Source organism: Zobellia barbeyronii, from assembly GCF_018603515.1.
In the GTDB taxonomy this organism is placed as follows: domain Bacteria; phylum Bacteroidota; class Bacteroidia; order Flavobacteriales; family Flavobacteriaceae; genus Zobellia; species Zobellia barbeyronii.
On sequence record NZ_JACATN010000001.1, the window covers coordinates 941,359 to 967,381 of the forward strand.

Sequence of the window (26,023 nt, forward strand, 5' to 3'; positions counted from 1 at the left end):
ACCTTCGCAGCATTAAATGCGTGCAATTTAGGTACTATTATGAAAGACTTACAATCAACATCTATTGGGCTTGTGCTTTCTGGCGGTGGCGTACGCGGTATGGCTCATATTGGAGTAATTCAAGCAATGAATGAATTTGGTCTATCGGCAGACGTAGTTGGTGGTAGTAGTGTAGGAGCCTTGGTTGGTGCGTTATATGCTAATGGTAATTCTGTTTTGGATATGATGGATTTCTTCAAGGAAACACCATTGTTTAAGTATAATTTCTTGACCATTGTTAAACCTGGATTTTTAGATACCGATAGGTATTTTGAAGTTTTTAAGGCTTACTTTCCTGAAAATACTTTTGATTCACTTCAAAAGAAATTACACGTAGCGGCAACGAATCTTCAAAAAGGTGATCTTGAATATTTTTCAGAAGGCGAACTCATCCGTCCCTTATTGGCATCTGCCGCGATACCTCCCGTTTTCAGTCCTGTTGAGATGAACGGCGAGCTTTATGCTGATGGTGGTATAATGAATAATTTCCCTTTAGAACCTGTAATGGGTAAGGCCGATTATATTATTGGCAGCAATGTATCCGTCGTGGGTGAACTCAATAAGAACGCTCTTAAGAACTCATTACAACTTGCAGGAAGAGTAACGGGGCTTATGATTTACGCCATTAACCGCACAAAGCTTAATGCCTGTGATTTGTTAATGGAGTTTAAGGAACTAGAAAATATTGGTGTTTTAGACCGAAAAGGTATCGAAAAAGCATACCTCGTAGGATATGAAAATACATCACGTAGGCTAGAAGAATTATTAAAAAAGCCACAACTGTAAGTTACAATTGCGGCTTTCTCTAGTTTTTAATCGATGTATTATTTAAACATCGTCATAATCAATTTTTAACGTCGGTGTAGTTGGGTGTGCCTGACAGGTAAGAATTAAACCGTCTGCAATTTCACCATCGGTAAGAATCTGGTTTTTTACCATTTCTGCTTTACCTTCTGTTACTCTCGCGATACAACTACTACAAACACCACCTTGGCAGGAGTAAGGCGCATCAATATTTTGTTTTAAGACAGCATCAAGAACAATTTCCTTCTTATCCATCGTTAAAGTAAACTCCTCATCGTCTACCACAATAGAAACCTGAGTTTTACCTTCCGGCTGCTCGGGCATCTCATCTAAAATTTCAGTAGTTGTAAAAAGTTCAAAGTGTATTTTGTCTTTTGGGATATCGTTTTCTTTTAACGTATCGGAAACCAAATGAATCATGGCCTCAGGTCCACAAAGGTAATACCCATCAAAATCTACATCTTTATGTTTGTTCTTAATAGCATAGTTAACAGTAGAAACATCAATACGTCCAAAAAGCGAATCATCTTCCTGAGCTTGGCTAGTTACAAAGTAGGCCTTGAATCTACCTGCATAATCCAATTCTAGTTTCGTTAAATCCGTATAAAACATCGTTTCCTTATGCGACTTGTTTCCGTAAATAAGAACAAATTTACTTTTAGGATTATCTGCCAAAACCGACTTAGCAATACTCATGATAGGCGTAATACCGCTACCTGCCGCAAATGCTGCAATATTTTTGACTTTTCCAGTTGGTTGAAAGGTAAATCTACCTTCAGGAGGCATAACTTCTAATACGTCACCAGCTTTTAATATGGAGTGTGCGTAATCTGAAAACCCGCCTTTATCAACTTTCTTGACACCAATGGTGAAGCAGTCGCTTTTTGGAGAAGAACAGATAGAGTAAGCCCTTCTGATTTCTTTTCCTTTAAGCTCCATTTTAATGGTTATGTATTGCCCAGGAACAAAATCAAAGGTTTGTATAAGGTCTTTAGGAATCGTAAAAGTTATAGCAACCGAACTAGGTGTAAGCGGTTTAATATGTTTTACGGTCAAGTTATGAAAGTGCACCATTATCTAATTTTTTGATCTAATGTGTCCGCAAAAATAAGCATTGACACAGCCATTTGGAACGGAAACGATAAAAAAAGGACTTAAATTTTATTTTTAATTGATGGTCCTTTTGGATTGGTGGCTACTTATTATATTGTTGAAGTTTATGTACTCAAAAACGGGTTTAATTTTTCATTAAAATGAATTTGAAATAAAAATTTTGCAGTTTTATTGTAACAAATCTTACCTTCCCAAACACTAACTTACCGTACTAGTAATCTATTTCTTATGTTTAAAAGCTTTAGTAAGCTGCAATGGAAATCTTTCTTTCGGTCTTCATCAATGGGTAAAAGCATTGGTATAAAGATTGTAATGGGCTTCTTTGCATTGTATTTTTTGGGAATGTTGGCCTTTGTTGGCTCATCATTGTTCTTTGTTTTGGAAAAAGCAATCCCTAATACGGATCCGTTAGCTATCATAAGTCAGTATTTGTTGTATTGGGTGCTTGCAGAATTGTTTATAAGATATTTTATGCAGAAGCTTCCGGTAATGGACATCAAGCCGTTTTTGATCCTTCCTATCAAAAAAAGCAGTATCGCCCATTATATTTTAGGGCGTTCTGCTGTTTCTTTTTATAATTTTTTGGCTTTATTTTTCTTTATACCCTTTGCAATTGTACTGCTTATAAAGGGCTACGCTTTTCTAAATGTCTCTTTTTGGTTATTGGCTATGATAGGCATCGTATTGAGTATTAATTATATCAACTTCATAGTAAACAAGAGTGACAAAGCTTTAATCAGCATTGCTAGTCTTTTGGTAGCCTGTTACAGCTTGGAATATTTTGAGATTCTTCCTATAAAGGAATATGCAGGCAATATATTTTATGCCCTTTATGCAAACCCGCTTTATGCGATCATACCCTTGGCCATAGCCGGTTTATCTTATTATTTTAATTATTCATTTATACGGAATAGGATTTTTTTAGACGCTTCTCTAAAGAAGAAAGCTACTGAAGCCACTTCTTCTGATTTATCATGGACAAAACGTTTTGGTGATATTGCTCCTTTTTTGCAGTTGGATTTAAAGCTGATTTGGAGAAATAAAAGAACCAAAACTCAAGTATTTGTATCCTTAGCCTTCGCTTTTTACGGTTTATTTGTTTACGGTATGGAAGACATGGGTATGGGGTCCGGTATGTTCGTTTTAGTAGGTATTTTAATGACAGGTGTTTTCTTAATGAACTTTGGGCAGTTTATCCCCGCTTGGGATAGCTCTTATTATAGCATGATGATGTCACAGAACATACCCTTAAAAAAATACCTTGAAGCTAAGGCGGCACTTATTTATGTTAGTATTGGGGTGATGTTTTTACTTTCAGTTCCCTACGTATATTATGGATGGGATTCTCTTGCGATCAATTTTAGTTGCGCTTTGTATAATCTAGGAGTAAATGTTCCACTTATTCTTTTCTTCGGTTCAAAAAATAAAAAGCGTATTGATTTAAACAAGAGTGCTTTGGGTAACATGCAGGGTACAAGCGCTACCCAGTTTTTAGTAGCGTTGCCTCTTTTTGGATTACCAATGTTAATTTATGGTCCATTGGCCTTTTTCGTTTCTTCTGAAGTTGCTCTAATCGCACTATGTGTTTTTGGTGTTGTTGGTTTTGCCCTTAGAGATAAGTTATTGGATTTCATTACGAATGCATATCGAAAGAAGAAATACGGTATGATTGCAGGTTTTAAAGAACAGAACAGTTAGAAATGTCTTTGTTTTAGAGTTATAAATTGAAATGTGAACTTTATTGAAAATTATGATAACAGTACAAAACCTTACTAAAAAATACGTTGGCAAAACTGTTCTGAACATAGAGCAGTTAGAAATACCAAAAGGACAAAGTTTTGGTCTTGTTGGAAACAACGGAGCAGGTAAAACTACTTTTTTTAGTCTTCTATTAGATTTGATCCAGCCTACTACGGGGCATATTATTAATAATGAAGTGCAGGTAGATCAAAGTGAAGCTTGGAAGACAAATACCTCTTCTTTCATTGATGAAACTTTTCTTATAGGATATCTAACACCAGAGGAGTACTTCTATTTCATTGGAGAATTGCGTAACCAGAACAAAGCAGATGTAGATGCATTACTCTCAAATTTTGAGGATTTCTTTCATGGCGAGATATTGAATCAGAAAAAATACTTGAGAGACCTTTCAAAAGGGAATCAAAAGAAAGCGGGCATTGTGGCTTCATTTATTGGTAACCCAGAAGTGGTCATTTTAGATGAGCCTTTTGCTAACCTTGACCCTACAACGCAAATACGTCTAAAAAGCATTATTAAGGACTTGGCATCCAAACAGGGGGTTACGGTATTGGTCTCTAGCCACGACCTTATTCATGTAACCGAGGTCTGTGAACGTATTGTAGTATTGAACAAAGGTGAAATTGTAAAAGATATTGAAACTTCAGAAGCTACTTTAAAAGAATTGGAACTGTTTTTCAGCGGAAAAGAAGAGTCTCAGGAAGATGTATCGGTATCGTAAGTCATTTTGTTAAAACCGACTACCTGGTCCATACCTCTTTCTTAAACCTATATCTCGCTAAGAATTTTTGTCGATAACCTGCCATTATCATCTATTAAACGGCAATAAAACCGACTGTTAATCGGTGAACGGGAGCAGTCGCAAACCGGTTAGTCGGTTAAAATTGAAATCTTCTATTTCTATTTTATGCAAACTTCACGAACTTTGTGAAAAGGAAAGTTGGTCTAAATGAAATTCCTATTCGGCATTAACATGTGGCAAGAGTAAAGAGGTTTGTCAAAGAGTTAGCATCAAAGAAAAAAGAAATTGTCATTATAATCATGCTTTCGGTTACGTTCGTAAACCCCGAACCGTAAACTTTTTATCGACCAACTGCATAATAATACCGTTCTTTTTTAGTTAATGTAAAGTACGTAGATATACAATTTTGAAGTCGCACTATAAACTTATCTTATTTTCAATTCTTGGGGGCATCGCTTTTAACGCATGTTCAACCAAAAAAGACGCATTTGTCAATCGTAATTGGCATGCGCTCAATACCAAGTACAATACCTTGTACAATGGCAATATTGCTTTTGAAGAAGGTCGCGAAGAACTTAAGTTAAATTACAAAGATGACTATTGGGAAGTTCTGCCTATAGAGCGTTTGGAAGTTACGGAAGATATTAAGTTAGATTCTGAAGATAACAACCCTAATTTTATTATAGCCGAAGAAAAGGCTACTAAAGCCATACAAAAGCATAGTATGGAAATTAAAGATGAAGAGCGCAATCCGCAGACGGACGAAGCCTTTTTACTTTTAGGCAAGGCTCGTTATTTTGATCAGCGCTACATGCCTGCTCTTGAAGCTTTCAATTATATCATAAAAAAATATGACTATAGCGACAAGCTGAACGAAGCTCACATTTGGCGAGAGAAAGTAAATATTAGATTAGAAAATGATGAGTTAGCGATTAAGAATCTGAAAAGACTTTTAAAATTTGAACGCCTAACAGATCAGGAATATGCAGATACCCGTGCTATGATAGCACAAGCTTATATTAATGAGAAGGTGATTGATACTGCAGTACAACATCTTAAAGTAGCATCTCACTATACCAAAAAAAACGAAGAAAGAGGACGATATCTATACATTATTGGGCAGTTGTACAACCAAATGGATCAAAAGGATAGTGCCAACTATGCTTTTACCAAAGTAATTGATCTTAACCGGAAATCACCCAGAGTATATATGATCAATGCGGAGATTCAGAAAATTCGCAATACTAAGATTACCTCGGAGAACAGCGAAGAAATGCTGGAGTTCCTTACAGATTTGGAAGAGAACCGTGAGAACCGCCCTTTTTTAGATAAAATTTACCGCCAAGTTGCAGAATATCATTTGGAGCAAGAGAATGACAGTTTGGCTTTGGCCTATTTCAATAAATCTCTTCGGGCTACACAGAACGAGCCTAAGCTAAATGCACTCAATTATGAGAACTTGGCTGTCTATAATTTTGACCGTAACGAGTATAAACTATCAGGAGCGTATTATGATAGTGTGATAACGAACCTAGATGAGAATACGAAGAAATATAGATCTACCAAGAAGAAATTAGATAACCTTGAAGATGTTGTAAAATATGAAGACATCGCCCATCAAACAGATAGTATTATTACACTGTATAATAAGCCGTTAGCTGAGCGTACCGCCTTTTTTGAAGATTATATTGCTGACTTAAAAGCCGCCAAAGCCGCAGCTGCCAAGAAAGAAGAAAGAAGGATAACCTCTGGTTTTGCGGAATTTGCAAAAAGTAAGGGAGGTAAAGAGAATAAAGGCAAATTCTATTTTTATAATCTAACCAGCTTAGGTTACGGTAAGAATGATTTTGTCCAGAGGTGGGGTAAAAGACAACTAGAGGATGATTGGAGATGGAGTAATAAAAAAAGAGTCTTACCACAAGAGAATACAGATGATGCCCTTGTGGCAAATGATACAGTACCAAGTGAAGTTGGTGAAGAAGAAAAATTTTCTATTGATTACTATTTAAATCGAGTGCCTACAGATGTAGCTGTTATAGATAGTTTGAAGGACGAGCGAAATTTTGCCAATTACCAATTAGGATTGATTTATAAGGAGAAGTTTAAAGAAAACCTTTTGGCAGCTGGAAAATTGGAAAACGTATTGGATTCCGACCCAGAAGAGCGATTGATTCTTCCCTCTAAATACAATCTGTACAAGATTTACGAAGAAGAGGGTAGTCCGCTTTTGGCGTCTATGAAAGACAATATCCTTTCTAATCATGCGGATTCTCGCTATGCGGAAATTATACTGAACCCTAGGGCTGTTCTTGAAGATGATGCCGATAGTCCAGATGCACGTTACGCTACCTTATATCGTAAGTACAAGCAACAAGCATTTTTAGAGACTATTACAGGTGCCGAAGAGAATATAGAGAAATACACAGGCGACCCTATTGTTCCTAAATTTGAAATGTTGAAGGCCAATGCAATTGGAAGACTAAATGGGTTTATTCCTTTTGAGGAAGCTTTGAATTACGTTGCCTTAACTTACCCCAACAATCCAGAAGGTAAGAAGGCAGAGCAAATGGTAGCCGAGCAACTTCCTAAACTAGCGGTCAAAGAATTTTCTACGGAGCTTGGCTCATCCGGTACCGGCAATTGGAAGGTTGTTTTTCCCTTTAGAAGAAGCAATGATGAAATTGCCAAAAGGGTAAAGAAAGCACTAGAAGATGCTATTGTAGATTTAAGATATAAGAATATAGTTTCAAAAGATATCTATACCTTAGAAGACCAATTTGTGGTAGTGCATGGCTTTAAGTCTAAGGATTACGCACTTGGCTTTGCAGAGCTTATAAAGTTTAACAAAGATTACCGAATTGAGAATGAGAATTTTGTTATTTTATCTACCAATTATAAAATAATTCAGGTACATAAAAACCTACAATCTTATAAAAATCAAATTTTAACCCCAAAACCTTAAACAATGTTTTCTGACAACAAAAAACCACGAACTATGAACGAAATTGGCGCACAACCTAACAGAATTTCCAAGCACACAAAAATTAAAGGTGATATCGAATCTGAAGCTGATTTTAGAATCGACGGAAAATTAGACGGTAACGTAAAGACTACTGGTAAAGTAGTTATTGGTAAAGACGGCTATATCCATGGCAAAGTAGAATGTGTAAATGCAGATATTGAAGGTAGCTTCAATGGTGAGCTTTTAGTATCAGACTTACTATCTCTGAAGTCTTCGGCTGTAATTGAAGGTACTGTTTCCGTAACTAAACTGGCAGTAGAGCCAGGTGCTACGTTCAACGCTTCATGTACCATGAAAGGAAAGGGCGGTTCTCAGAATAGTTCTTCTAACAGTTTTAAATCATCTCTAAGTAGTTCTAATAGAAATAATGAGCCAGCAAAAGCCTCGTGATAATTCTAATTTAATACGTACCGCGGCTAGTTTTTCGGGTATTGCTTTACAAATGGGTGCAACTATCTATTTGGGCAATCTTTTGGGGGCTTGGTTAGATGTAAAATTTGAAAAAACATTTTTAGAGGATACAATTACTTTACTTGCCGTATTTTTGTCAATGTATATCGTTATCAAAAAAGTGATGACCTTAAATAAATAGCATTGATCAAACAAATAGTACAATACATAGTCGTGTTCATTTTGGTGGGCACGACTTCTTTTTTTCTACATCAATTTCTACTGGCAGATGATAACTTAAGCTTCAATACGCTACTTAAAGAAGCCTATATTTTCCATTTCATTTTCTCTTTAGCGGTAATTATTACCTTTCAACTGCTCTCAAAAAATGAAAAAGTTTTTGCTCAAGTGGGTTTCATTTATATGGGGACTTTAGTTTTTAAAATTGCAGCTTATACGGCCATGTGCTATCCGCAACTTATGGGAGACCAGTATTTACCGAGATTTTATAGGGCTTCGCTTTTAATTCCTGTGTTTGTTTTTTTAGCCTTGGAAGTATTTTTTGTTTCAAAAATTCTAGAACGTAGATAGTTTAAAAATTTTATGGAATAAAAATGCTTTGTATTATGACAAGATTACCTATTTTTGCGCAAAATTTCAGGAGCATAATTTTTTGATAAAAAATAATGAAGGAAGTTTCAAAAATGATCAGAACACTAGTTTTACTTTGTACACTTTGCATTTCTCTTCAAGGTTTTGCAATCTCTGAAGGAGGTGATCAAGGAGCCGTTGACACAAAAGATGAGGTGGACGCATATATTTTGCATCACATTAAAGACGCTCATGATTTTCATTTGTTTTCATATACTGGAGACAATGGCGAACGTAAGCATGTAGGTTTTCCGTTACCGGTTATCCTATGGTCTAGCAATGGTTTGGCAGCCTTCATGTCTTCTGAATTTCATCATGATGATGCCGGAAAGGTTATCGTAGAAAAAGGAGGATCTAAATTCGTAAAGCTTCACGGTAAGATTTATGAGTTGAACGCTGGTGCTTCCGAAGTTCAATTTGATGAACATCATCATGCAGAAAATGCTGCTAAGGTTTTGGATTTTTCCATTACTAAAAGTGTTTTTGGAATTTTGTTAGTTGGTCTTCTTATGCTTTGGGCATTCTCTTCATTGGCAAAACAATATGCTAGCAAAAAAGTGCCTACCGGATTCGGTAGAGTGTTGGAGCCACTAGTAATATATGTTAGAGATGAGATTGCTAAGCCAAATATCGGCGAGAAAAAATACAGACAATTTACAGGTTATCTTTTAACGGTGTTTTTCTTTATTTGGATTTTGAACCTTTTAGGATTAACTCCATTTGGTTTCAACGTAACAGGCCAATTGGGTGTTACTGCTGCTTTGGCAATCTTCACTTTAGTTATTTATACATCTAGTGGGAATAAAGATTACTGGATGCACATGTTGTGGATGCCCGGTGTACCTGTTTTAATTAGACCGGTTCTTGCAATTATTGAATTGGCCGGTGCCTTTGTAATTAAGCCGTTTTCATTGTTGGTACGTTTATTTGCGAATATATCTGCAGGCCACATTGTGGTAATGAGCTTAATTGCCATCATGTTTACGCTTAAGAAAAGTTTGGGTGTAGTTGGCGCAACAAGTTTGTCATTAGTACTATCATTTTTCATTACGCTCATTGAAGTATTGGTAGCCTTTTTACAGGCTTATATTTTCACTATGTTATCTGCATTGTTTATTGGTATGGCCGTTGCAGAGCACGACCATGATCATGAGCACGATGAAAACGGACATGAAGTTCCAGACGCGGAAGACGTTAGAGGGGATTTTATCTAAAAGAGAGTTTTTTAATTTAATTATATAAATCAATTACTATGTACAACTTAATTGGAGCTGGTTTAATCGTAATCGGAGCAGGTATCGGTCTTGGTCAAATTGGTGGTAAAGCAATGGAAGGTATTGCTCGTCAGCCAGAAGCAACAGGAAAAATCCAAACTGCGATGATTATCATTGCTGCACTTTTAGAAGGTTTGGCATTCGGTGCCTTGTTCTTAGGAAGATAAGAACTACAAAGCCAAAAGACATTCTCCTGCAACGGTTGGTTGCAGGAAATGTTTTTAATCAAGTTTAGAATTTTAAAGTAGTATTTATATGGAAGTTTTAATAAACGATTTTTCACCAGGCCTTTTTGTAGTTCAGACTATATTATTATTAGGTTTGATTTTTCTATTGGTGAAATTTGCATGGAAACCAATATTGACTTCATTAAACGAACGTGAGTCAGGTATTCATGATGCATTGGCGGCAGCAGATAAAGCTCGTGCAGATATGCAGAACCTTCAAGCTGATAACGAGAAATTGTTAAATGATGCTCGTGCTGAACGTGAAGCAATGTTAAAAGAAGCTCGTGAGATTAAGGATAAGATGATCACAGATTCTAAGGAGCAAGCTAAAGTTGAAGGCGATAAAATGTTGAAGCAAGCTCAAGCTGCTATAGAAAGCGAAAAGAAAGCCGCTGTTGCTGATATTAAAAATCAAGTAGCCGAACTTTCTGTTGAGATTGCAGAGAAAGTTTTAAAAGAGCAACTATCCAACAAAGACCAACAATTAAAGTTGGTTGAAAGTATGTTGGGTGATGTTAAATTGAATTAAGTAGCTATATTGCTTTTTGTTATGCCGGTTAAATTCGGATAGCAGGACAATAAAACAAGATAAAAAATGAGCGATTCTAGAGCAGCAATACGTTACGCAAAAGCGGTTTTGGACCTAGCGGTACAAAACAAGGCTACGAGTGCAGTTGAAAAAGACATGCGTTCTATTGTGGCAACTATTGCCGATAGTAAGGAGTTGAGAGCAATGTTGGCTAGTCCTGTGGTAAATGGGGAAACCAAGAAGAAAGCTTTATCCGCCGTATTTGAAGGTAGCGACCAGATAACCTTAGGTTTGATCAAAACACTTGTTGCTAACAAAAGAATATCTATTTTAAATGAGGTTGCTTTAAAATATATCATTCTTAATGAAGATTTAAAAGGTGAGGGTGTAGCTTACGTTACTACCGCTGTACCTTTAAGTGCAGACCTTGAGAAGAAAGTTCTTAAGCAAATAGCACAGATTACCGGTAATGCGGTAACCATCGAAAATAAAATTGATGAAAGCATTATTGGCGGATTTATTTTACGTGTTGGCGATTTACAATATGATTCCAGCATTTCAAATAAATTGAATACTATTAAAAGAGAATTTACAAGTAGTTTATAATAATAACTAGGGCTTAAGGTATATTTCTTAAGTTCGATGTCTTATATCTATCAAAATGGCAGGAGTAAAAGCCGCTGAGGTATCAGCAATTTTAAAGAAACAATTATCAGGATTTGAAGCCACAGCTACATTGGATGAGGTGGGAACAGTACTGCAGGTTGGTGATGGTATCGCCAGAGTCTACGGTCTATCTAATGTCCAGTACGGAGAATTAGTAGAATTCGATGGCGGCCTTGAAGGTATCGTTCTTAACCTTGAAGACGATAACGTTGGTGTGGTTCTTTTAGGACATTCCAAGACTATTGGAGAGGGTGCTACAGTAAAACGTACCGAACGAATTGCTTCCGTTAAAGTAGGTGAAGGCATTGTTGGTCGTGTGGTAGATACATTAGGTAACCCTATTGATGGTAAAGGACCTATTTCTGGTGAAACTTATGAGATGCCTTTAGAGCGTAAAGCGCCTGGTGTTATCTTTAGAGAGCCGGTAACTGAGCCAATGCAATCAGGTATTAAGGCAATTGATGCAATGATTCCTGTTGGCCGTGGTCAAAGGGAACTTGTTATTGGTGACCGTCAAACTGGTAAGACTACGGTTTGTATCGATACCATTTTGAACCAAAAAGAATTTTACGATGCTGGTAAGCCAGTATATTGTATATATGTTGCTATTGGCCAAAAAGCTTCTACTGTAGCTGCAATTGCGCAGACTTTAGAAGATAAAGGTGCTATGGCGTATACGACTATTGTAGCAGCAAATGCTTCTGATCCTGCAGCAATGCAGGTTTATGCTCCTTTTACAGGTGCATCTATCGGTGAGTATTTCCGTGATACAGGTCGTCCAGCTTTAATTATCTATGATGATTTGTCAAAACAAGCTGTTGCTTATCGTGAGGTATCTCTTCTTTTAAGAAGACCACCGGGACGTGAAGCATATCCTGGTGATGTTTTCTTCCTTCACTCTAGATTATTAGAGCGTGCTGCAAAGGTTATCAACGATGATAAGATTGCACAGAACATGAACGATTTACCAGATGTGTTAAAGCCAATGGTAAAAGGTGGTGGTTCTTTAACTGCACTTCCTATTATTGAAACTCAAGCAGGTGATGTTTCTGCATATATCCCTACGAATGTAATTTCTATTACAGACGGACAGATTTTCTTGGAGCAAGATTTATTCAACCAAGGTGTGAGACCAGCTATTAACGTAGGTATTTCTGTATCTCGTGTGGGTGGTAACGCGCAGATAAAATCCATGAAAAAAGTAGCAGGTACTTTAAAATTGGATCAAGCTCAGTTCCGTGAACTAGAAGCTTTTGCTAAGTTCGGTTCTGATTTAGATGCTGCTACATTAAACGTTATTGAAAAAGGACGTCGTAATGTAGAGATTTTGAAGCAAGCTCAAAATGATCCTTATACTGTTGAAGATCAGGTTGCGATTATCTATGCAGGTTCTAAAAACTTGTTACGTGACGTTCCTGTTGAAAAGGTTAAGGAATTTGAAAGAGATTATTTAGAGTTCTTGAATGCTAAGCATAGAGATGTATTGGATACATTAAAGTCAGGTAAACTTACCGATGAGGTAACAGACGTTTTGACTGCTGTAGCAAAAGACCTTTCAGGTAAATATAGAAGCTAATAAAAGTATTGCATATCAGGTTTGGAGCACAACACAGAAGCAAATTAATTGTACTGTTTTGTGCTCGAAACTTATAACTTGAACAAATGGCGAACTTAAAGGAAATACGAAACAGAATAGCATCGGTATCATCAACCATGCAGATTACCAGTGCCATGAAAATGGTATCTGCTGCAAAGTTGAAGAAAGCACAAGATGCAATTACTGCAATGCGACCTTATGCCGATAAGCTTACTGAGTTGTTACAGGGCCTAAGTGCAAGCTTAGATTCTGATTCCGGTAGTGTATATGCTGATAATAGAGAGGTGAATAAGGTTTTGGTTGTAGCTATAACTTCAAACAGAGGTTTAGCAGGTGCCTTTAACTCTAACATTCTAAAGCAGTGCACAATTTTAATTAACGAAAAGTATGCAGGTAAGCAGGTAGATTTTGTTGCCGTTGGTAAGAAAGCTAATGACTTCTTGGTTAAAAAATCGAATGTAATTGCAAATCATAGTAGTGTTTATGATGATTTGACTTTTGATAATGTATCAGCTATTGCTGAGGATTTAATGGAGCAATTTACTTTAGGTAATTACGACCGTATTGATATTGTTTATAACAAGTTTAAGAACGCTGCTACTCAGATTATAATGAACGAGCAGTTTTTACCTATTGTTCCTGTTGAAGGAGCGGAAAATTTGAGCAGTGATTATGTTTTTGAACCATCAAAAATAGAAATCATAGAGCACTTGATTCCTAAGTCCTTGAAAACACAATTGTACAAAGGTATTCGTGATTCTTTTGCTAGTGAGCATGGAGCACGTATGACTGCAATGCATAAAGCAACGGATAATGCAACAGATTTGAGAGATCAATTGAAGTTGTCCTATAACCAAGCAAGACAGGCTGCCATTACCAATGAAATCTTAGAAATTGTTGGTGGTGCAGAAGCATTGAACAATTAGGTGTAGCGATAGCGGAGCCAAATTCCACAACTGCAGAAGCATTGAACAATTAATTAAATTACTCACTTTGACTTAGTCAAAGTATGTTAATTATAGAATAGTAAACCCCACATGAATGTGGGGTTTCTTTTTTGGCGATAGTCTCACAACCTTCTTTTATCGTATGTATTCCTAATTACATTGAAGGGAACTATTATGAAAAAATACATTTATATTTTAGGGTTAAGCTTATTCATACTTATTGGTTGCGGGTCAAAAAAGAATTTGGAAACTCTAGCACCTTTTAGTTTAGGGGAGTCTTATGGACAAAGTTGGTCTATAGATAAGACTACAAGTGTTAAGGGCTATGAACTTGTAGTTGCTGTTCTAAGTTTGGAGAATGATAAAGCAGACCTTAAAAACGTATACCACAAGGGTAAAATGGCTCCAATTACAATTGAATTGACGGACAAGGGTATTATGGGTATAGTCGAGTTTGGTGAAGCGGTTGAAAGTCCAGAAGAGTTTCCTTTTGATTTGACCGATACGCAGGCAGTAATTAGTTATGTGCACAAAGAGAAAGTCAAATATTATCGCATCAACGGAATTCAACATAATCTTCCGGTTTCTTATTCTAGCTTAAGAGAAAAAAATAGTCGTTAGAAAAAAGAAAAGCACGGCTGTTTAACTTCACTTTGCTACATCCCTTTAAATAGGTACTTTTGGGTTAAAATGCAGCACTATTGAATCCGCTTAAAAAATTGTTCAAACAAACGGCTATCTACGGTCTCGCCACTGTATTGCCCAGAATGATTTCTTTCTTTTTGGTGAGGGTGCATACAGATGCGATGCCTCCAGAGATATATGGTGAACTGGCCGTAATATTCGCCTATTTTGCGATGTTTAACGTGGTGTTAGCCTATGGTATGGAAACTGCTTTTTTTAGGTTTTACACCAAATCTGAGGATAAGGAAACGGTAATTTCTACCTCCTTAACTTCTATTTTAGTGTCAACCATGCTTTTTCTGGTATTCTCGTTGATTTTTCAAAACGGAATGGCGAGTTTGCTGAATATTGATCCAAAGTACATCAAGTATGTTATTTTCATTCTTTCGCTGGATGCTCTGGTAATTATACCTTTTGCATGGTTAAGGGCTAATGAGCGACCGCTCCGGTATGCTGTGGTCAAGATTTTAAATGTGGTAATTAACTTTGGTCTCACGCTGTTTTTCCTTTTGTTATTACCCAATATAGCAGAAAGCAATCCTGAAAGCTCTTTAGCGGGTCTATATAAGCCCAATTTTCAGATTACATATATAATCATAGCCAACTTGGTTGCTAGTGGTGTAACGCTCTTATTAATGTTGAAGCCGTATTTGATTAGCAAGTATACTTTTGATAAGAAGCTTTGGGAGGAAATGATGAAATATGCCATTCCCGTTTTGATTGCTGGAGTAGCATTTACCATTAACGAAGTTTTTGATAGGGTCATGTTAGAGGCCCTATTACCTGAAGATATTGCAAATAAAGAAGTTGGTATGTACAACGCCTGTGTAAAACTAGCTTTGTTCATGACGTTATTTTCTACGGCATTTCGTATGGGTATTGAACCTTTCTTTTTTAGTCATGCAGGTACCGAGAATCCGCAGAAAGCCTATGCGCAGATAACCAATTATTTTGTGGTGTTAGGTAGCGTTATTCTTTTAGGGGTTGTTGTGTTTGCAGATGTTCTGAAAGTACTTTTTGTTAAGAACCCTGCGTATTGGGAGGCAATGTCCGTTGTGCCTATTATATTGTTGGCTAGTTTTTTCTTGGGTATCTATCATAATCTTTCAGTTTGGTATAAAGTGACTGATAAAACACGTTATGGCGCTTTTATATCAGTGTTTGGAGCGTTTATAACCATCGGTATAAATTATTTCTTTATCCCTCACATTGGCTATATGGCTAGTGCTATCGCAACGGTTATGGCGTATGGTAGTATGATGGTGCTTTCGTACTATCTAGGAAAATCACGCTACCCAGTTCCGTATAATTTTAGAAAAATTCTATTTTATCTTGGTGTTTCCATTCTCTTTTCTGCACTCTCCTTTTATGTTTTTGATCGGAATTTAATTATTGGTAGTGTCTTACTTTTGTGTTACCTAGGTTTGGTGTATAAACTAGAAAATGATAAGTTGAAACAGATATTTCTAAGGCAGAAAAGTTAAGTCAGTTTTAGCTAAAGCAGTCTAAAATAGTACTCGGAATAAAATCAAATTGATATTTTACAATTTAAAAAATACTATGAAAATAAAAATCATTAATAAATCGGAACATATCCTGCCACATTACGAAACTGAAGCATCGGCAGGAATGGATATCAGAGCCAATATATCAGAAACAGTTACGTTACAACCTTTGGGTCGTGCCATTATTAAAACGGGGCTATTTATAGAGCTTCCAGTAGGTTTTGAGGCTCAAGTTAGACCAAGAAGCGGGCTTGCTGCTAAAAAAGGAATTACAGTGCTTAATGCACCTGGTACGATAGATGCGGATTATAGAGGTGAGATAGGTGTGATTTTGGTCAACCTATCTAACGAAAGTTTTGCAATAGAAAACGGAGAGCGTATTGCTCAATTAGTAATTGCCAAGCATGAACGTGCTGAATGGAAAGAGGTTAATGAATTGTCCGGAACCTCAAGAGGTGAAGGCGGCTTTGGAAGTACAGGTGTAAAGTAACTAGTTCTTAGTTTTTAACAATCATAAGGCAAAAGTTGTAGAATGAAGATAAGTCCAATTATATCGACTTTTTTCGGGGGTTTTTTATTTATCTCTTTAGCTACCTATGCCCAAGAAGTAACTCCAGATATTAATATTGAAGAAAGTGCGGATGTTTTTCTAGAAGACTATTCAGATGATTTTCAAGAAAAATTCTTTGATGCTTTAAAACAAAAGGGCATTGAAAATTACGATAGGGCTATCAACCTCATGTTGGCATGCAAACAGCTGGACGCTAATAATTACGTGGTAGACCATGAGCTTGCCCAACTGTATTTAAAAGAGAAGCAATATCCTGTCGCAGAACCATTCGCTTTAACTGCGTTATTGGCCGAGCCAGAAAATTTGTGGTACACAAATACCTATGTAGAGATATTGCAAAAGCAGCAAAAGTCCGTTGAAGGATATAAGGCACAATTACCTTTTAATAATGCTAAATTCAAGGAAAATCTGGCATTGGTCTATTATAGAAAAGGGCGGGCAAAAGCTGCGCAGTCTATTTTAAAAGAGACACCAAAATCTAGTTTCACACAGCAGCTCTCCGTAAAAGTAGAAGATTTGATAGAGGCGCAAGAAGATGCAATCAAGAGTAGTTCATTTACGGTTACAAATCAAAATAGATCGGAATCAGGTTCTTTTCAGCAATACAAGGCGCAAATTGATGGCTTACTCCGCACCAATAACTATTTGGCTTTAGATAAAATTGCAGGAGAGGCATTGGAGAGTTACCCATCACAACCTTACTTTTATTATGCTCAAGGTTATGCTTTTAATAAAAAGGCAAAACCGCGCGATGCTATTGAAGCGCTGGAAACAGGACTAGATTATTTGGTTGGAGATGTTTCTTTGGCCAACAAATTTTACCAAGAACTGGCGGATGCTTATAATTCCATTAACAATTCAGTCAAGGCAAATATGTATCTTCGTAAGATAATACCCGGGTTTTAAACTTTACAAAAATTATGGCGTTACCCTTACGAACTGCTTTGCGCTTAATGGCGCTGGTTTCACTTTCCTTTTTTCTATCCTGTAAATCAACAAAAGTATTGGCCGACGGAAAGGTCGATGACAATCTTTCGGCGAAAACCATTGTGAAAAATCACTATGCAAACACCACCAATTTTAATACGTTAACCGGTAAAATGCGGATTGATTATTCCGATGGAGAATCGTCGCAAGGTGTATCCGTAAGCTTGCGTATGGAAAAGGATAAAGCAATTTGGATGAGTGCTCCGCTAGGTATGGTCAAAGTATACATTACTCCAGGTAGGGTTACTTTTTACAATAAATTACAGAACGAATATTTTGATGGCAATTTTGAGTACCTCAGTAAGTTTTTGGGTACGGAACTAGATTTTAAGCAGGTACAGAACATGCTAATGGGCCAGGCGCTTTTTAATCTTAGGGAAGCAAAGTATGATGCATCCGTCGTTAACGGCGATTATCAATTGAAGCCAAAAAAAGCAATGGACCTTTTTAAGGTGATGTTTCAAATAGAACCTAAGAACTTTAAAATGGCTTCTCAGCAACTTTCTCAACCTTTAAAGAAAAGATTGTTGCAGGTAAACTATACAGATTATCAGAAGATTGGTAAGTATGTTCTTCCGCAACGTATTGCTGTTGCTGCTATTGAGGGAGAAGAGCGTAAGACTGTTGATATAGAATATAAGAATATTGAATTTGATCAACCTATAAACTTTCCATATAAAATACCGAAAGGTTTTAAAGAAATTTCATTAACTGACGATGCACGGTAACAAGCACCATACCGTTGTTTTTCTTTGTTTCTGTTTATTTGGATTGAGCTCTGTATTTGCTCAAAACGGTGACCAGGAAGCCCTTGAGGCGAAGCGTGAAAAATTGCAAAAAGAGATTGAACAGATTAATTACTTGCTTTTTGATCAGAAGAAAAAGAAGGGTAACGTAATTGATCAGATGGAAGCCTTGGATAATAAAATCAAGGTGAGACAAGAACTCATAGATGTCACCAATAAGCAATCCAACCTTCTCAACCGTAGAATTAATGCCAATATCAAAGTTATTTCTGGTTTAAAAAATGAGTTGGATAAGCTCAAGGATGATTATGCGATGATGATTCAAAAGGGATATCAAAGTAAAATTCAACAGAGCAAATTAATGTTCTTGCTGTCTTCCGATGATTTCTATCAAGCATTTAAACGAATGCAATATATAAAGCAATACACGGAATTTAGACGGAAGCAAGGAGAGCAGATAGTCGTTAAGACGGAAGAGTTAAGTAAATTGAATATTGGTCTTAGTGTACAACAAAAAGAAAAAGACCGCCTAGTTGCAGAAAACCTGAAGGCTAAAAAAGCGATGACTCAAGAGAAGGAAGATCATCAAGCACTTTTAGGGACGATTCGTAAAAGCGAAACAAAGTTTGCGGCGCAGATTAGGGATAAGCAGAATCAAGCCAAAGAGATTGACCGCCAGATTGAACGACTGATTCGTGAAGCCATTGCTGCATCAAACAAAGAAGCGGGAAAGAAAAGTGATGACCCTAGCAAGTTTTTATTAACGCCAGAGGCTGCTATAGTAGCCAATAGTTTTACCGCTAACAAGGGTAGATTAATATGGCCGGTTGAAAAAGGTTTTAAAAGCCAAGGGTTTGGGGTGTACGCAGATGCTATCTACCCAGGTATAAAACACCAAAGTAATGGTGTGGTTATTACTACGGATCAAGGTGCTAAAGCTCGTGCTATATTTAGGGGTGAAGTAATTGCTATTCTTTCGATTCCCGGAGGTAATAAAGCTGTGCAGTTAAAGCATGGTAACTTCATCAGTACCTACTATAACCTCTCTATTTTGTATGTAAAGAAAGGGGATAATGTAGAAGCTAAAACAGAACTTGGTGAGATTTATACCAATAGGTCTAATGGACAGACAAAACTGAAATTTTACTTACACCAAAACACTTCTAAGTTGAACCCTGAGGAGTGGGTGTACCAATTATAAGAATACTATGAAAAAGATAACAGACTTGCAAGGCTCGTTTACTTTAAACAACGGTGTAGAAATTCCTTATTTTGGATTGGGAACCTATTTAGCAGACAATGACCAAGAAGTTATTGATGCCGTAAAGAATGCTTTGAATGCGGGTTATAGACATATTGATACGGCTGCGGCTTATAAGAATGAAGAAGGAGTAGGCAAAGGTATTCAAGAAAGCAATATAGCTCGTGAAGAGGTGTTTCTAGTGTCAAAACTATGGAATGCTGACCAAGGCTACGAAAGCACTTTAAAAGCCTTTGAAGAGAGTTTGGAGCGTTTAGGAGTTGATTACCTAGACCTTTATTTAATTCACTGGCCCGTGGCCGGAAAATACAAGGATACTTGGCGCGCCATGGAGAAATTGTATCGCGAAAAGAAAATTAGAGCTATTGGGGTAAGTAATTTTTTGCAGCACCATTTAGAAGATTTATTGGAAACCGCTGATGTTGTACCGATGGTCAATCAAATGGAATTTCATCCATATTTGGTTCAACAAGATTTAATCGACTTTTGTAATTCTAAAGGGATTCAGTACGAATCGTGGTCGCCTTTTATGCACGGAAAACTTTTTGATGGAAAATCGGAGGTGTTCTCTGATTTGACTGATAAATACAAAAAGTCAATCGCGCAGATTGTTTTACGATATAATTTGCAGAAAGAAATTGTGGTTATTCCAAAATCTGTGAATGTGGATAGGATCAAGTCAAATGCCGATATTTTCGACTTTAAGCTTTCTGAAGCCGATATATCTTATTTAGATAGGTTGGACAAGGGAGAACGCACAGGACCTGACCCTGATAATTTTGATTTCTAATAGACTATTAGTCCATAAATAGAGCCTTTAGTTCTGTGGCGTCATGAGGTTTCATTTTGCCAGCTAGAACAAGGCTTAATTGCTTTCTGCGCAAAGCGCCTTCAAAACGTTCTTGTTCAAGTTCGGTCTCCGGTTGTAACGGTGGTACTACTGTAGGTCTTCCAGTATCGTCAACAGCTACAAAAGTGTAAATAGCTTCGTTGGCTTTTGATTTTTCACCAGTGAAACGATCTTCCATCCAAACATCAATATATACTTCCATAGAGGTTCTAAAAGCCCGTGAAACGGCTGCTTCTACAGTAAGAACACTTCCTACAGGTACAGATTGATTAAAGGCTACATGGTTTACCGAAGCGGTAACGGTAATACGTCTACTATGACGACGTGCAGCAATACTTGCGGCACGATCCATTCGGGCCAAAAGTTCGCCACCAAATAGATTATTAAGAGGGTTGGTCTCACTGGGGAGTACCATATCGGTTAATATAGTTCTAGAATCACGTGGATTTTTAGCCTGCATAAATCAATTTTTGGGCAAAGATACCTTTTTTAATGAGCATCATGGTATAACCTTTTGCTTGTGGCAAAGGGTGAAATCGAAAAACGGATAAATTAGCTTTTCTGGAGAAATTCGTAAAGTAAATGAAGTGTTAGTGACCTGATTTTAACCAAGCATCTTTCTGCGTACGCTTAATTTCACGAAGCGCTTCTAAAGCTTTGTTAGAATCAGTAAAACTGTCGTAAGCAACCAAATATAGACCGAAAGGATTCGTGCCAATATAAGAAGGGTTAAAACCTTTGAGTTTCAACTGCTCTATCTTCTTATCAGCGTTAGTCCGGTATCTAAAGGCACCTGCAATAATATGATGCATGCGTGCTTCAGCTATACTAGCTTCTACTTTTTTAGAAGTTTTAAGTGTAATAGTTGGCAATTCTAATGGCTGTGCATCAAAAAAGGTTGCTTCTTGAATACGTTGTGATACTTGTTGTTCAGCATCTTGGCGAGCCAATTGTTGGTTGTTCTCGTTAGATTTATAGAACTGGAAACCTGTTACGCCTAACGTTAAAGCAATAAGGGCAACTGCCGCATATTTTAAATAAGGACGAAGTGTAAGTGCTTCACGTTTTTCAGGTGTAAAAGCAAACGGAACTTTTTCTTCTAGTTTTTTTACTTCTTCTTTTAAGACTTCGCGAGTTACGGGCGCAGAAACAAAAGAAGACATTCCAAAAGAAGCTGTCAGGTAATTAACGTTACCTGAAGGTTGAAATTGAATTTTATCTTCTGAACTATACCAAAGTGTTCCTATATCGGATAACTGTAATTTTCCGCCTTTTTTTAGGTCAGCTTTCCATTCAGCTACGATGTCACTTACTTCCTTCAACATTTCTTCAAAAGAAATATTTTGAGCTTCAGCAGCATATGAAACCAATAGTCCGTCGTTTGACAACAACTGTTGGTTGAATGAAACGGTCTTTACCGGAGGGTAAAAAGTGTTAGTACTTTCGTGTATAACAGCCGATTTCTGTTCCGTTAAAAAAGCTCCAAAACCTGGTACAACTACACAGTTATAGCGGTACATTAATTCAGAGATATAGCGTTCTAGTCCCATAGAACACAAATATGGAAAAAATTATAGGGTCAGACCAGTGGCAACATAACTTTTTATTAACATTATAATTTGTGTATTTTGTGGATAACTTTGATGCTTCTATAAATGACTACAGATGAATTGCTTGCAATTTTAAGATTGCAAGGTGCTCCAAAAATTGGCGATGTTACAATTAAAAAACTTATTGCACATTGTGGAAGTGCCAGTGCTGTCTTTGAAGAAAAAAGACAAAACCTATTAAAAATTGATGGCATAGGAACGCATGCTTTACGAGGTTTATATGATGGAGAGCATCAAGAATCTGCCGAGCAGGAGTACGAGTACATAAAAAAGAATGACATTGGTTTCTCTTATTTTATGGATGCCGATTATCCAGCGTATTTAAAACATTGTATTGATAGTCCTGTGTTACTTTATAAAAGGGGTAATATTAATTTAGAAGGCCGTAAAGTCATAAGTATAGTTGGTACGCGTAATATAACCAGTTATGGCACTGCTTTCGTTGAGAAATTTATTGAAGATATAGCACCATTAAACCCTATTATAGTAAGTGGTTTTGCGTATGGCGTAGATATTACGGCTCAAAAGGCAGCTGTTAAACATGATTTACAAACTATAGGCTGTCTGGCACATGGGCTCAATCAGATATACCCTAAGGTGCATTGCAAGTACCTTCAAGACGTAGAAAAGAATGGTGGGTTTTATACCGAGTTTAGAAGTACCAGTAATCCTGACAGGGCTAATTTTTTAAAACGGAACAGGATTATTGCAGGTATGAGTGAAGCTACCGTGGTTATCGAATCTGCTGAAAAAGGAGGTAGTTTGGTTACTGCAGATATTGCAAATAGTTATAACCGAGATGTATTTGCCGTACCGGGAAGGGCGCAAGATAAGTACAGCTCAGGGTGTAATAATCTAATAAAACAACAAAAGGCACACATGCTTACTTCGGCTGCGGATTTGGTCTATTTATTAGGATGGGATGTTACCGAGAAAGAAACCAAAACAGTTCAAAAACAACTCTTCGTAGAGCTTGAACCTACTGAACAATCTATTTATGATTACTTGCAGAAAAATGGGAAGCAATTGTTGGATAGTATAGCCTTAGAATGTAAGCTGCCGGTCTTTAAGGTTTCTTCTACTCTTTTGAATATGGAAATGAAGGGTGTCATTCGTCCCCTACCAGGAAAACTGTTCGAAGCTATTTAACAAAACTGGAAAATAAACTAGTAGAACAACCGACTGATTGGTTTGTAAAATTAGTTTCAAAGAACAAATAATCGCTTTAATGGGGGTTTATCGATTAAAAACCTACTAAAAACGGAGCAATTTTAGATTCACAAAACACTTTATAAAAACAAAACCGACCATATGGTCGGTTTTGTTAAATTTTAATATCCCAGTTTTGTTCGTACTCTTTCGAGTACACCGTTGGCAACTTTTCGTGCTTTTTCTGCACCTATTGCCAAAGCTTCATCTACCTCTTGAGTGTTGTTCATGTAGTAATCATACTTCTCTCGAGCGTCGCCAAACTTGTTTACTATGACTTCGTAAAGTGCTTGTTTCGCATGGCCATAACCATAATTTCCCGCAAGGTAATTGGCACTCATTTCTTCAATCTGTTCTTGTGTCGCTAGTATTTTGTAAAGAGCAAAAACATTATCATTAGTTGGGTCTTTTGGATCTTCCATTGGCGTACTATCAGTCTGTATGCCCATGATTTGTTTTCTCAGTTTTTTATCGGTCTGAAAAAGATTGATCAAGTTACCTCTACTCTTACTCATTTTTTCACCATCGGTTCCAGGAACGTACATGGTGCTCTCTTGTACCTTACCATTTGGAAGCACAAAAGTTTCTCCCATTTGGGCATGAAAACGAGAAGCTACATCCCTAGTCATCTCCAAGTGTTGCATTTGATCTTTTCCTACGGGAACAATATTGGCGTCGTACAAAAGTATATCCGCGGCCATCAACATAGGGTACGTGAATAGCCCTGCGTTCACATCATCAAGACGGTCTGCTTTATCTTTGAACCCGTGAGCTAATGTTAATCTCTGAAAAGGGAAGAAACAGCTCAAGTACCAAGAAAGTTCAGTAGCCTGGGGAACATCACTTTGACGGTAAAAAACGGTCTTTTCTATATCTAATCCAAAAGCAAGCCAAGTAGAAGCTATGGCATAGGTGTTTCTGCGTAATTCTTCCGCATTTTTAATTTGTGTAAGCGAGTGCATATCCGCAATGAACAAAAACGATTCGTTCTTTGGGTCTTGCGCCATTTCTATTGCCGGCATGATTGCGCCTAAGATATTTCCTAGGTGCGGAGTGCCTGTACTTTGTATTCCTGTTAAGATTCTTGCCATTTGCTTATTTTCAAAGAAGCCCAAAGATAAAAGAAATGGATTATACCTCGTAAAATTGTTACTTTTGATTTTATGCCCAGACTACTTAAAAAAATTGGCTACACCTTGTACCGCATTTGGTTCTATATTTTGGTTGCCTTACCCATACTTTTATTTTTTCCGTTTTTGTTGATTAGTACTTTGTCTGAAAAGTGGTATTCCCAATTTTTTTGGATGGCCAGAAACCTTTGGGCCATACCTATTTTATATGGTATGGGGTGCCCACCAAAAGTGTTTGGGGAACAGAATATTGAAAAGGGAAAGAGCTATATGCTCGTAGCTAACCATACCAGTATGTTAGATATTATGCTAATGTTTTATGTTAGTAAGAACCCTTTTGTTTTTGTGGGGAAGAAAGAATTGGCTAAAATTCCTCTTTTTGGTTTTTTCTTTAAACGAGTCTGTATTATGGTTGATCGTAGTGATGCCAAGAGCAGAATGGCAGTTTACAGACGTGCCCAAAAACGATTAAGTCAAGGTCTTAGTATTTGTATTTTTCCAGAAGGCGGCGTGCCTGATGATGAAAGTATTATTCTAGATTCTTTTAAAGATGGCGCTTTCAGAATGGCTATTGCTCATAAAATACCGGTCGTTCCAATTACGTTTTATGATAACAAAAAGCGATTTTCTTTTTCTTTTTTTAGTGGTGGTCCGGGCCGTATTCGGGCTAAAGTGCATAAGTTCTTTAAGACAGAGAATCTCTCTGAAGAAGATAAAGTGAACCTTAGAGAAAACGTCAGAGCTATTATTTTAAAAGAACTTCAACAAGATATTTAGAGTTATTCTACAACTAGTGTAGAATATATGCTAGGGAAAGGACAGAAATAAATATCCAAAGCAGTGATGCTAATACCATAGGTTTTATTCCGGTTTTCTTTAAATCTCTTATGGAGATGGTAGAACCCACAAGAAACAAGGTAAGTATCAACAAGTGCTTAGAGCTAGATACTAAAAAACTAGTTGCTGGGGCTGGTATGAGATGATAGCTGTTTATGATTATGGCCCCTATAAAAAGAAGAATGAAATAAGGCATTTTTACTTTTTCGCCTTTCGTTTTAAAAACAAACATAGAAAGCAAGGATAAAGGTATTATCCATAGCATTCTAGATAATTTTACCGTGGTTGCGATCCGCAAAGCTTCATCTCCATAACCAATTGCCGCGCCAACTACAGAACTTGTATCATGAATAGCAACCGCACACCAAAGACCAAATTGATGTTGGGTTAAGTTGAGGTAATGCCCAACTGCAGGAAAAACAAACAAGGCTACGGAGTTTAGAAGAAAAACAACGGCCAACGCAATGCTAATGACCCTACTCTTAGCATTTATTACAGGCGAAATAGCCGCAATAGCACTACCGCCACAAACGGAAGTTCCAGAAGTAATTAGATGCCCTAATTTGGTGTCTAGCTTTAAAACTCTAGTAAGAAGAAACCCTAGACTTACGGTTAATATAATAGAGAGAAAAGTTAGTGTAAAACCTTCTTTACTGGTTTCTAGCGTTTCTTTTAGGAACATACCAAAACCAAGACCTACTACAGCTATTTTAAGAAATGAATGGATGGCCTTATGGCAATATGCTTTAAATGGATTGTCAAAGAATAAAGTAAATCCAAAACCAAGTAGCAAAGCAGTAGGGCTATTGACCCATCCACTGAAAACGATAAGTGCAATACCTAAAAACACCACTTTTGCCATTCTATCTTTCAT

General features: G+C 37.0%; 27 protein-coding genes. 22 read left to right on the plus strand and 5 right to left on the minus strand.

The window, feature by feature from the left end:
• Positions 1–39 precede the first annotated feature (39 nt).
• On the plus strand, positions 40–825 hold the full coding sequence (locus HW347_RS03755) for a patatin-like phospholipase family protein (RefSeq protein ID WP_214610591.1): 786 nt from the start codon (positions 40–42) through the stop codon (positions 823–825).
• A 42-nt stretch (positions 826–867) separates the two neighbouring features.
• Here HW347_RS03755 and HW347_RS03760 read toward each other — a convergent pair whose 3' ends face one another.
• The gene (locus HW347_RS03760) at positions 868–1,917 is read right to left on the minus strand and encodes a ferredoxin--NADP reductase (protein ID WP_214610592.1); all 1,050 of its coding nucleotides are present in this window, start codon (positions 1,915–1,917) and stop codon (positions 868–870) included.
• A gap of 267 nt (positions 1,918–2,184) precedes the next feature.
• Here HW347_RS03760 and HW347_RS03765 point away from each other — a divergent pair, with 267 nt between their 5' ends.
• The 19 genes from HW347_RS03765 (at position 2,185) to HW347_RS03855 (ending at position 20,303) form a co-directional block, all read left to right on the plus strand.
• The gene (locus HW347_RS03765) at positions 2,185–3,654 is read left to right on the plus strand and encodes a DUF5687 family protein (RefSeq protein ID WP_214610593.1); all 1,470 of its coding nucleotides are present in this window, start codon (positions 2,185–2,187) and stop codon (positions 3,652–3,654) included.
• 52 nt (positions 3,655–3,706) lie between these two features.
• Positions 3,707–4,435 (plus strand): ABC transporter ATP-binding protein, encoded by a 729-nt coding sequence (locus tag HW347_RS03770; RefSeq protein WP_214610594.1) that lies wholly within the window; start codon positions 3,707–3,709, stop codon positions 4,433–4,435.
• A gap of 427 nt (positions 4,436–4,862) precedes the next feature.
• On the plus strand, positions 4,863–7,418 hold the full coding sequence (porW, locus tag HW347_RS03775; protein WP_214610595.1) for a type IX secretion system periplasmic lipoprotein PorW/SprE: 2,556 nt from the start codon (positions 4,863–4,865) through the stop codon (positions 7,416–7,418).
• A 3-nt stretch (positions 7,419–7,421) separates the two neighbouring features.
• A complete protein-coding gene (locus tag HW347_RS03780) occupies positions 7,422–7,868 on the plus strand; it encodes a bactofilin family protein (protein WP_214610596.1) in 447 nt (148 codons plus the stop codon).
• A complete protein-coding gene (locus tag HW347_RS03785; RefSeq protein ID WP_214610597.1) occupies positions 7,846–8,070 on the plus strand; it encodes an AtpZ/AtpI family protein in 225 nt (74 codons plus the stop codon). The genes HW347_RS03780 and HW347_RS03785 overlap by 23 nt, the downstream gene beginning before the upstream one ends.
• A 2-nt stretch (positions 8,071–8,072) precedes the next feature.
• Positions 8,073–8,459 carry a DUF6168 family protein gene (locus tag HW347_RS03790; protein WP_214610598.1) on the plus strand — a complete coding sequence of 129 codons (387 nt, stop codon included), beginning with the start codon at positions 8,073–8,075 and terminating at the stop codon, positions 8,457–8,459.
• A 95-nt stretch (positions 8,460–8,554) separates the two neighbouring features.
• Positions 8,555–9,733, plus strand: coding sequence for a F0F1 ATP synthase subunit A (gene atpB / locus HW347_RS03795; RefSeq protein WP_214610599.1), 1,179 nt, complete (start codon positions 8,555–8,557; stop codon positions 9,731–9,733).
• Positions 9,734–9,771: 38 nt separating this feature from the next.
• Complete coding sequence (atpE, locus tag HW347_RS03800) at positions 9,772–9,960, plus strand: ATP synthase F0 subunit C (protein WP_194551881.1); 189 nt, start codon at positions 9,772–9,774, stop codon at positions 9,958–9,960.
• 88 nt (positions 9,961–10,048) lie between these two features.
• On the plus strand, positions 10,049–10,549 hold the full coding sequence (locus tag HW347_RS03805; RefSeq protein WP_214610600.1) for a F0F1 ATP synthase subunit B: 501 nt from the start codon (positions 10,049–10,051) through the stop codon (positions 10,547–10,549).
• Between the two features lie 66 nt (positions 10,550–10,615).
• Complete coding sequence (gene atpH / locus HW347_RS03810; RefSeq protein ID WP_214610601.1) at positions 10,616–11,155, plus strand: ATP synthase F1 subunit delta; 540 nt, start codon at positions 10,616–10,618, stop codon at positions 11,153–11,155.
• A 55-nt stretch (positions 11,156–11,210) separates the two neighbouring features.
• Positions 11,211–12,791 carry a F0F1 ATP synthase subunit alpha gene (atpA, locus tag HW347_RS03815; protein ID WP_155595257.1) on the plus strand — a complete coding sequence of 527 codons (1,581 nt, stop codon included), beginning with the start codon at positions 11,211–11,213 and terminating at the stop codon, positions 12,789–12,791.
• An 86-nt stretch (positions 12,792–12,877) separates the two neighbouring features.
• Positions 12,878–13,738 carry an ATP synthase F1 subunit gamma gene (gene atpG, locus HW347_RS03820; protein ID WP_214610602.1) on the plus strand — a complete coding sequence of 287 codons (861 nt, stop codon included), beginning with the start codon at positions 12,878–12,880 and terminating at the stop codon, positions 13,736–13,738.
• Positions 13,739–13,933: 195 nt separating this feature from the next.
• A complete protein-coding gene (locus HW347_RS03825) occupies positions 13,934–14,380 on the plus strand; it encodes a hypothetical protein (protein WP_214610603.1) in 447 nt (148 codons plus the stop codon).
• An 80-nt stretch (positions 14,381–14,460) separates the two neighbouring features.
• Positions 14,461–15,927 (plus strand): lipopolysaccharide biosynthesis protein, encoded by a 1,467-nt coding sequence (locus HW347_RS03830; protein ID WP_214610604.1) that lies wholly within the window; start codon positions 14,461–14,463, stop codon positions 15,925–15,927.
• 76 nt (positions 15,928–16,003) lie between these two features.
• Positions 16,004–16,438, plus strand: a complete 435-nt coding sequence (gene dut, locus HW347_RS03835; RefSeq protein WP_214610605.1) for a dUTP diphosphatase — start codon at positions 16,004–16,006, stop codon at positions 16,436–16,438.
• Positions 16,439–16,480: 42 nt separating this feature from the next.
• Entirely contained in the window at positions 16,481–17,425 is a 945-nt protein-coding gene (locus tag HW347_RS03840) for a tetratricopeptide repeat protein (RefSeq protein ID WP_214610606.1), read from the plus strand.
• A 14-nt stretch (positions 17,426–17,439) separates the two neighbouring features.
• Positions 17,440–18,234, plus strand: a complete 795-nt coding sequence (locus HW347_RS03845) for a DUF4292 domain-containing protein (protein ID WP_214610607.1) — start codon at positions 17,440–17,442, stop codon at positions 18,232–18,234.
• A 43-nt stretch (positions 18,235–18,277) separates the two neighbouring features.
• Entirely contained in the window at positions 18,278–19,453 is a 1,176-nt protein-coding gene (locus HW347_RS03850) for a murein hydrolase activator EnvC family protein (RefSeq protein ID WP_225901802.1), read from the plus strand.
• Between the two features lie 7 nt (positions 19,454–19,460).
• On the plus strand, positions 19,461–20,303 hold the full coding sequence (locus tag HW347_RS03855; protein ID WP_214610609.1) for an aldo/keto reductase: 843 nt from the start codon (positions 19,461–19,463) through the stop codon (positions 20,301–20,303).
• Between the two features lie 7 nt (positions 20,304–20,310).
• Here the strand turns inward: HW347_RS03855 and HW347_RS03860 are convergent, their stop codons facing one another.
• Entirely contained in the window at positions 20,311–20,823 is a 513-nt protein-coding gene (locus HW347_RS03860; protein WP_155595248.1) for an acyl-CoA thioesterase, read from the minus strand.
• A 130-nt stretch (positions 20,824–20,953) separates the two neighbouring features.
• Positions 20,954–21,913 carry an HU domain-containing protein gene (locus HW347_RS03865; RefSeq protein WP_214610610.1) on the minus strand — a complete coding sequence of 320 codons (960 nt, stop codon included), beginning with the start codon at positions 21,911–21,913 and terminating at the stop codon, positions 20,954–20,956.
• A gap of 105 nt (positions 21,914–22,018) precedes the next feature.
• On the opposite strand from HW347_RS03865, the gene dprA reads away from it, so the two are divergent.
• A complete protein-coding gene (gene dprA, locus HW347_RS03870) occupies positions 22,019–23,122 on the plus strand; it encodes a DNA-processing protein DprA (RefSeq protein ID WP_214610611.1) in 1,104 nt (367 codons plus the stop codon).
• Positions 23,123–23,304: 182 nt separating this feature from the next.
• Here dprA and trpS read toward each other — a convergent pair whose 3' ends face one another.
• Positions 23,305–24,273, minus strand: coding sequence for a tryptophan--tRNA ligase (trpS, locus tag HW347_RS03875; RefSeq protein WP_214610612.1), 969 nt, complete (start codon positions 24,271–24,273; stop codon positions 23,305–23,307).
• Positions 24,274–24,345: 72 nt separating this feature from the next.
• On the opposite strand from trpS, the gene HW347_RS03880 reads away from it, so the two are divergent.
• The gene (locus HW347_RS03880) at positions 24,346–25,089 is read left to right on the plus strand and encodes a lysophospholipid acyltransferase family protein (protein ID WP_214610613.1); all 744 of its coding nucleotides are present in this window, start codon (positions 24,346–24,348) and stop codon (positions 25,087–25,089) included.
• A gap of 13 nt (positions 25,090–25,102) precedes the next feature.
• Here the strand turns inward: HW347_RS03880 and HW347_RS03885 are convergent, their stop codons facing one another.
• Complete coding sequence (locus tag HW347_RS03885) at positions 25,103–26,023, minus strand: YeiH family protein (RefSeq protein WP_214610614.1); 921 nt, start codon at positions 26,021–26,023, stop codon at positions 25,103–25,105.

What these genes read in the sequence shown, in the direction of transcription:
- HW347_RS03885 (WP_214610614.1), bottom strand. Translation starts at nt 26,023, where the DNA reads ATGAAAGATAGAATGGCAAAAGTGGTGTTTTTAGGTATTGCACTTATC.
- HW347_RS03840 (WP_214610606.1), top strand. Translation starts at nt 16,481, where the DNA reads ATGAAGATAAGTCCAATTATATCGACTTTTTTCGGGGGTTTTTTATTT.
- atpE (WP_194551881.1), top strand. Translation starts at nt 9,772, where the DNA reads ATGTACAACTTAATTGGAGCTGGTTTAATCGTAATCGGAGCAGGTATC.
- HW347_RS03785 (WP_214610597.1), top strand. Translation starts at nt 7,846, where the DNA reads ATGAGCCAGCAAAAGCCTCGTGATAATTCTAATTTAATACGTACCGCG.
- HW347_RS03765 (WP_214610593.1), top strand. Translation starts at nt 2,185, where the DNA reads ATGTTTAAAAGCTTTAGTAAGCTGCAATGGAAATCTTTCTTTCGGTCT.
- atpG (WP_214610602.1), top strand. Translation starts at nt 12,878, where the DNA reads ATGGCGAACTTAAAGGAAATACGAAACAGAATAGCATCGGTATCATCA.
- HW347_RS03865 (WP_214610610.1), bottom strand. Translation starts at nt 21,913, where the DNA reads ATGGGACTAGAACGCTATATCTCTGAATTAATGTACCGCTATAACTGT.
- HW347_RS03860 (WP_155595248.1), bottom strand. Translation starts at nt 20,823, where the DNA reads ATGCAGGCTAAAAATCCACGTGATTCTAGAACTATATTAACCGATATG.
- HW347_RS03845 (WP_214610607.1), top strand. Translation starts at nt 17,440, where the DNA reads ATGGCGTTACCCTTACGAACTGCTTTGCGCTTAATGGCGCTGGTTTCA.
- atpA (WP_155595257.1), top strand. Translation starts at nt 11,211, where the DNA reads ATGGCAGGAGTAAAAGCCGCTGAGGTATCAGCAATTTTAAAGAAACAA.
- HW347_RS03770 (WP_214610594.1), top strand. Translation starts at nt 3,707, where the DNA reads ATGATAACAGTACAAAACCTTACTAAAAAATACGTTGGCAAAACTGTT.
- HW347_RS03780 (WP_214610596.1), top strand. Translation starts at nt 7,422, where the DNA reads ATGTTTTCTGACAACAAAAAACCACGAACTATGAACGAAATTGGCGCA.
- HW347_RS03880 (WP_214610613.1), top strand. Translation starts at nt 24,346, where the DNA reads ATGCCCAGACTACTTAAAAAAATTGGCTACACCTTGTACCGCATTTGG.
- HW347_RS03805 (WP_214610600.1), top strand. Translation starts at nt 10,049, where the DNA reads ATGGAAGTTTTAATAAACGATTTTTCACCAGGCCTTTTTGTAGTTCAG.
- HW347_RS03855 (WP_214610609.1), top strand. Translation starts at nt 19,461, where the DNA reads ATGAAAAAGATAACAGACTTGCAAGGCTCGTTTACTTTAAACAACGGT.
- HW347_RS03760 (WP_214610592.1), bottom strand. Translation starts at nt 1,917, where the DNA reads ATGGTGCACTTTCATAACTTGACCGTAAAACATATTAAACCGCTTACA.
- trpS (WP_214610612.1), bottom strand. Translation starts at nt 24,273, where the DNA reads ATGGCAAGAATCTTAACAGGAATACAAAGTACAGGCACTCCGCACCTA.
- atpB (WP_214610599.1), top strand. Translation starts at nt 8,555, where the DNA reads ATGAAGGAAGTTTCAAAAATGATCAGAACACTAGTTTTACTTTGTACA.
- dut (WP_214610605.1), top strand. Translation starts at nt 16,004, where the DNA reads ATGAAAATAAAAATCATTAATAAATCGGAACATATCCTGCCACATTAC.
- HW347_RS03825 (WP_214610603.1), top strand. Translation starts at nt 13,934, where the DNA reads ATGAAAAAATACATTTATATTTTAGGGTTAAGCTTATTCATACTTATT.
- dprA (WP_214610611.1), top strand. Translation starts at nt 22,019, where the DNA reads ATGACTACAGATGAATTGCTTGCAATTTTAAGATTGCAAGGTGCTCCA.
- atpH (WP_214610601.1), top strand. Translation starts at nt 10,616, where the DNA reads ATGAGCGATTCTAGAGCAGCAATACGTTACGCAAAAGCGGTTTTGGAC.
- HW347_RS03755 (WP_214610591.1), top strand. Translation starts at nt 40, where the DNA reads ATGAAAGACTTACAATCAACATCTATTGGGCTTGTGCTTTCTGGCGGT.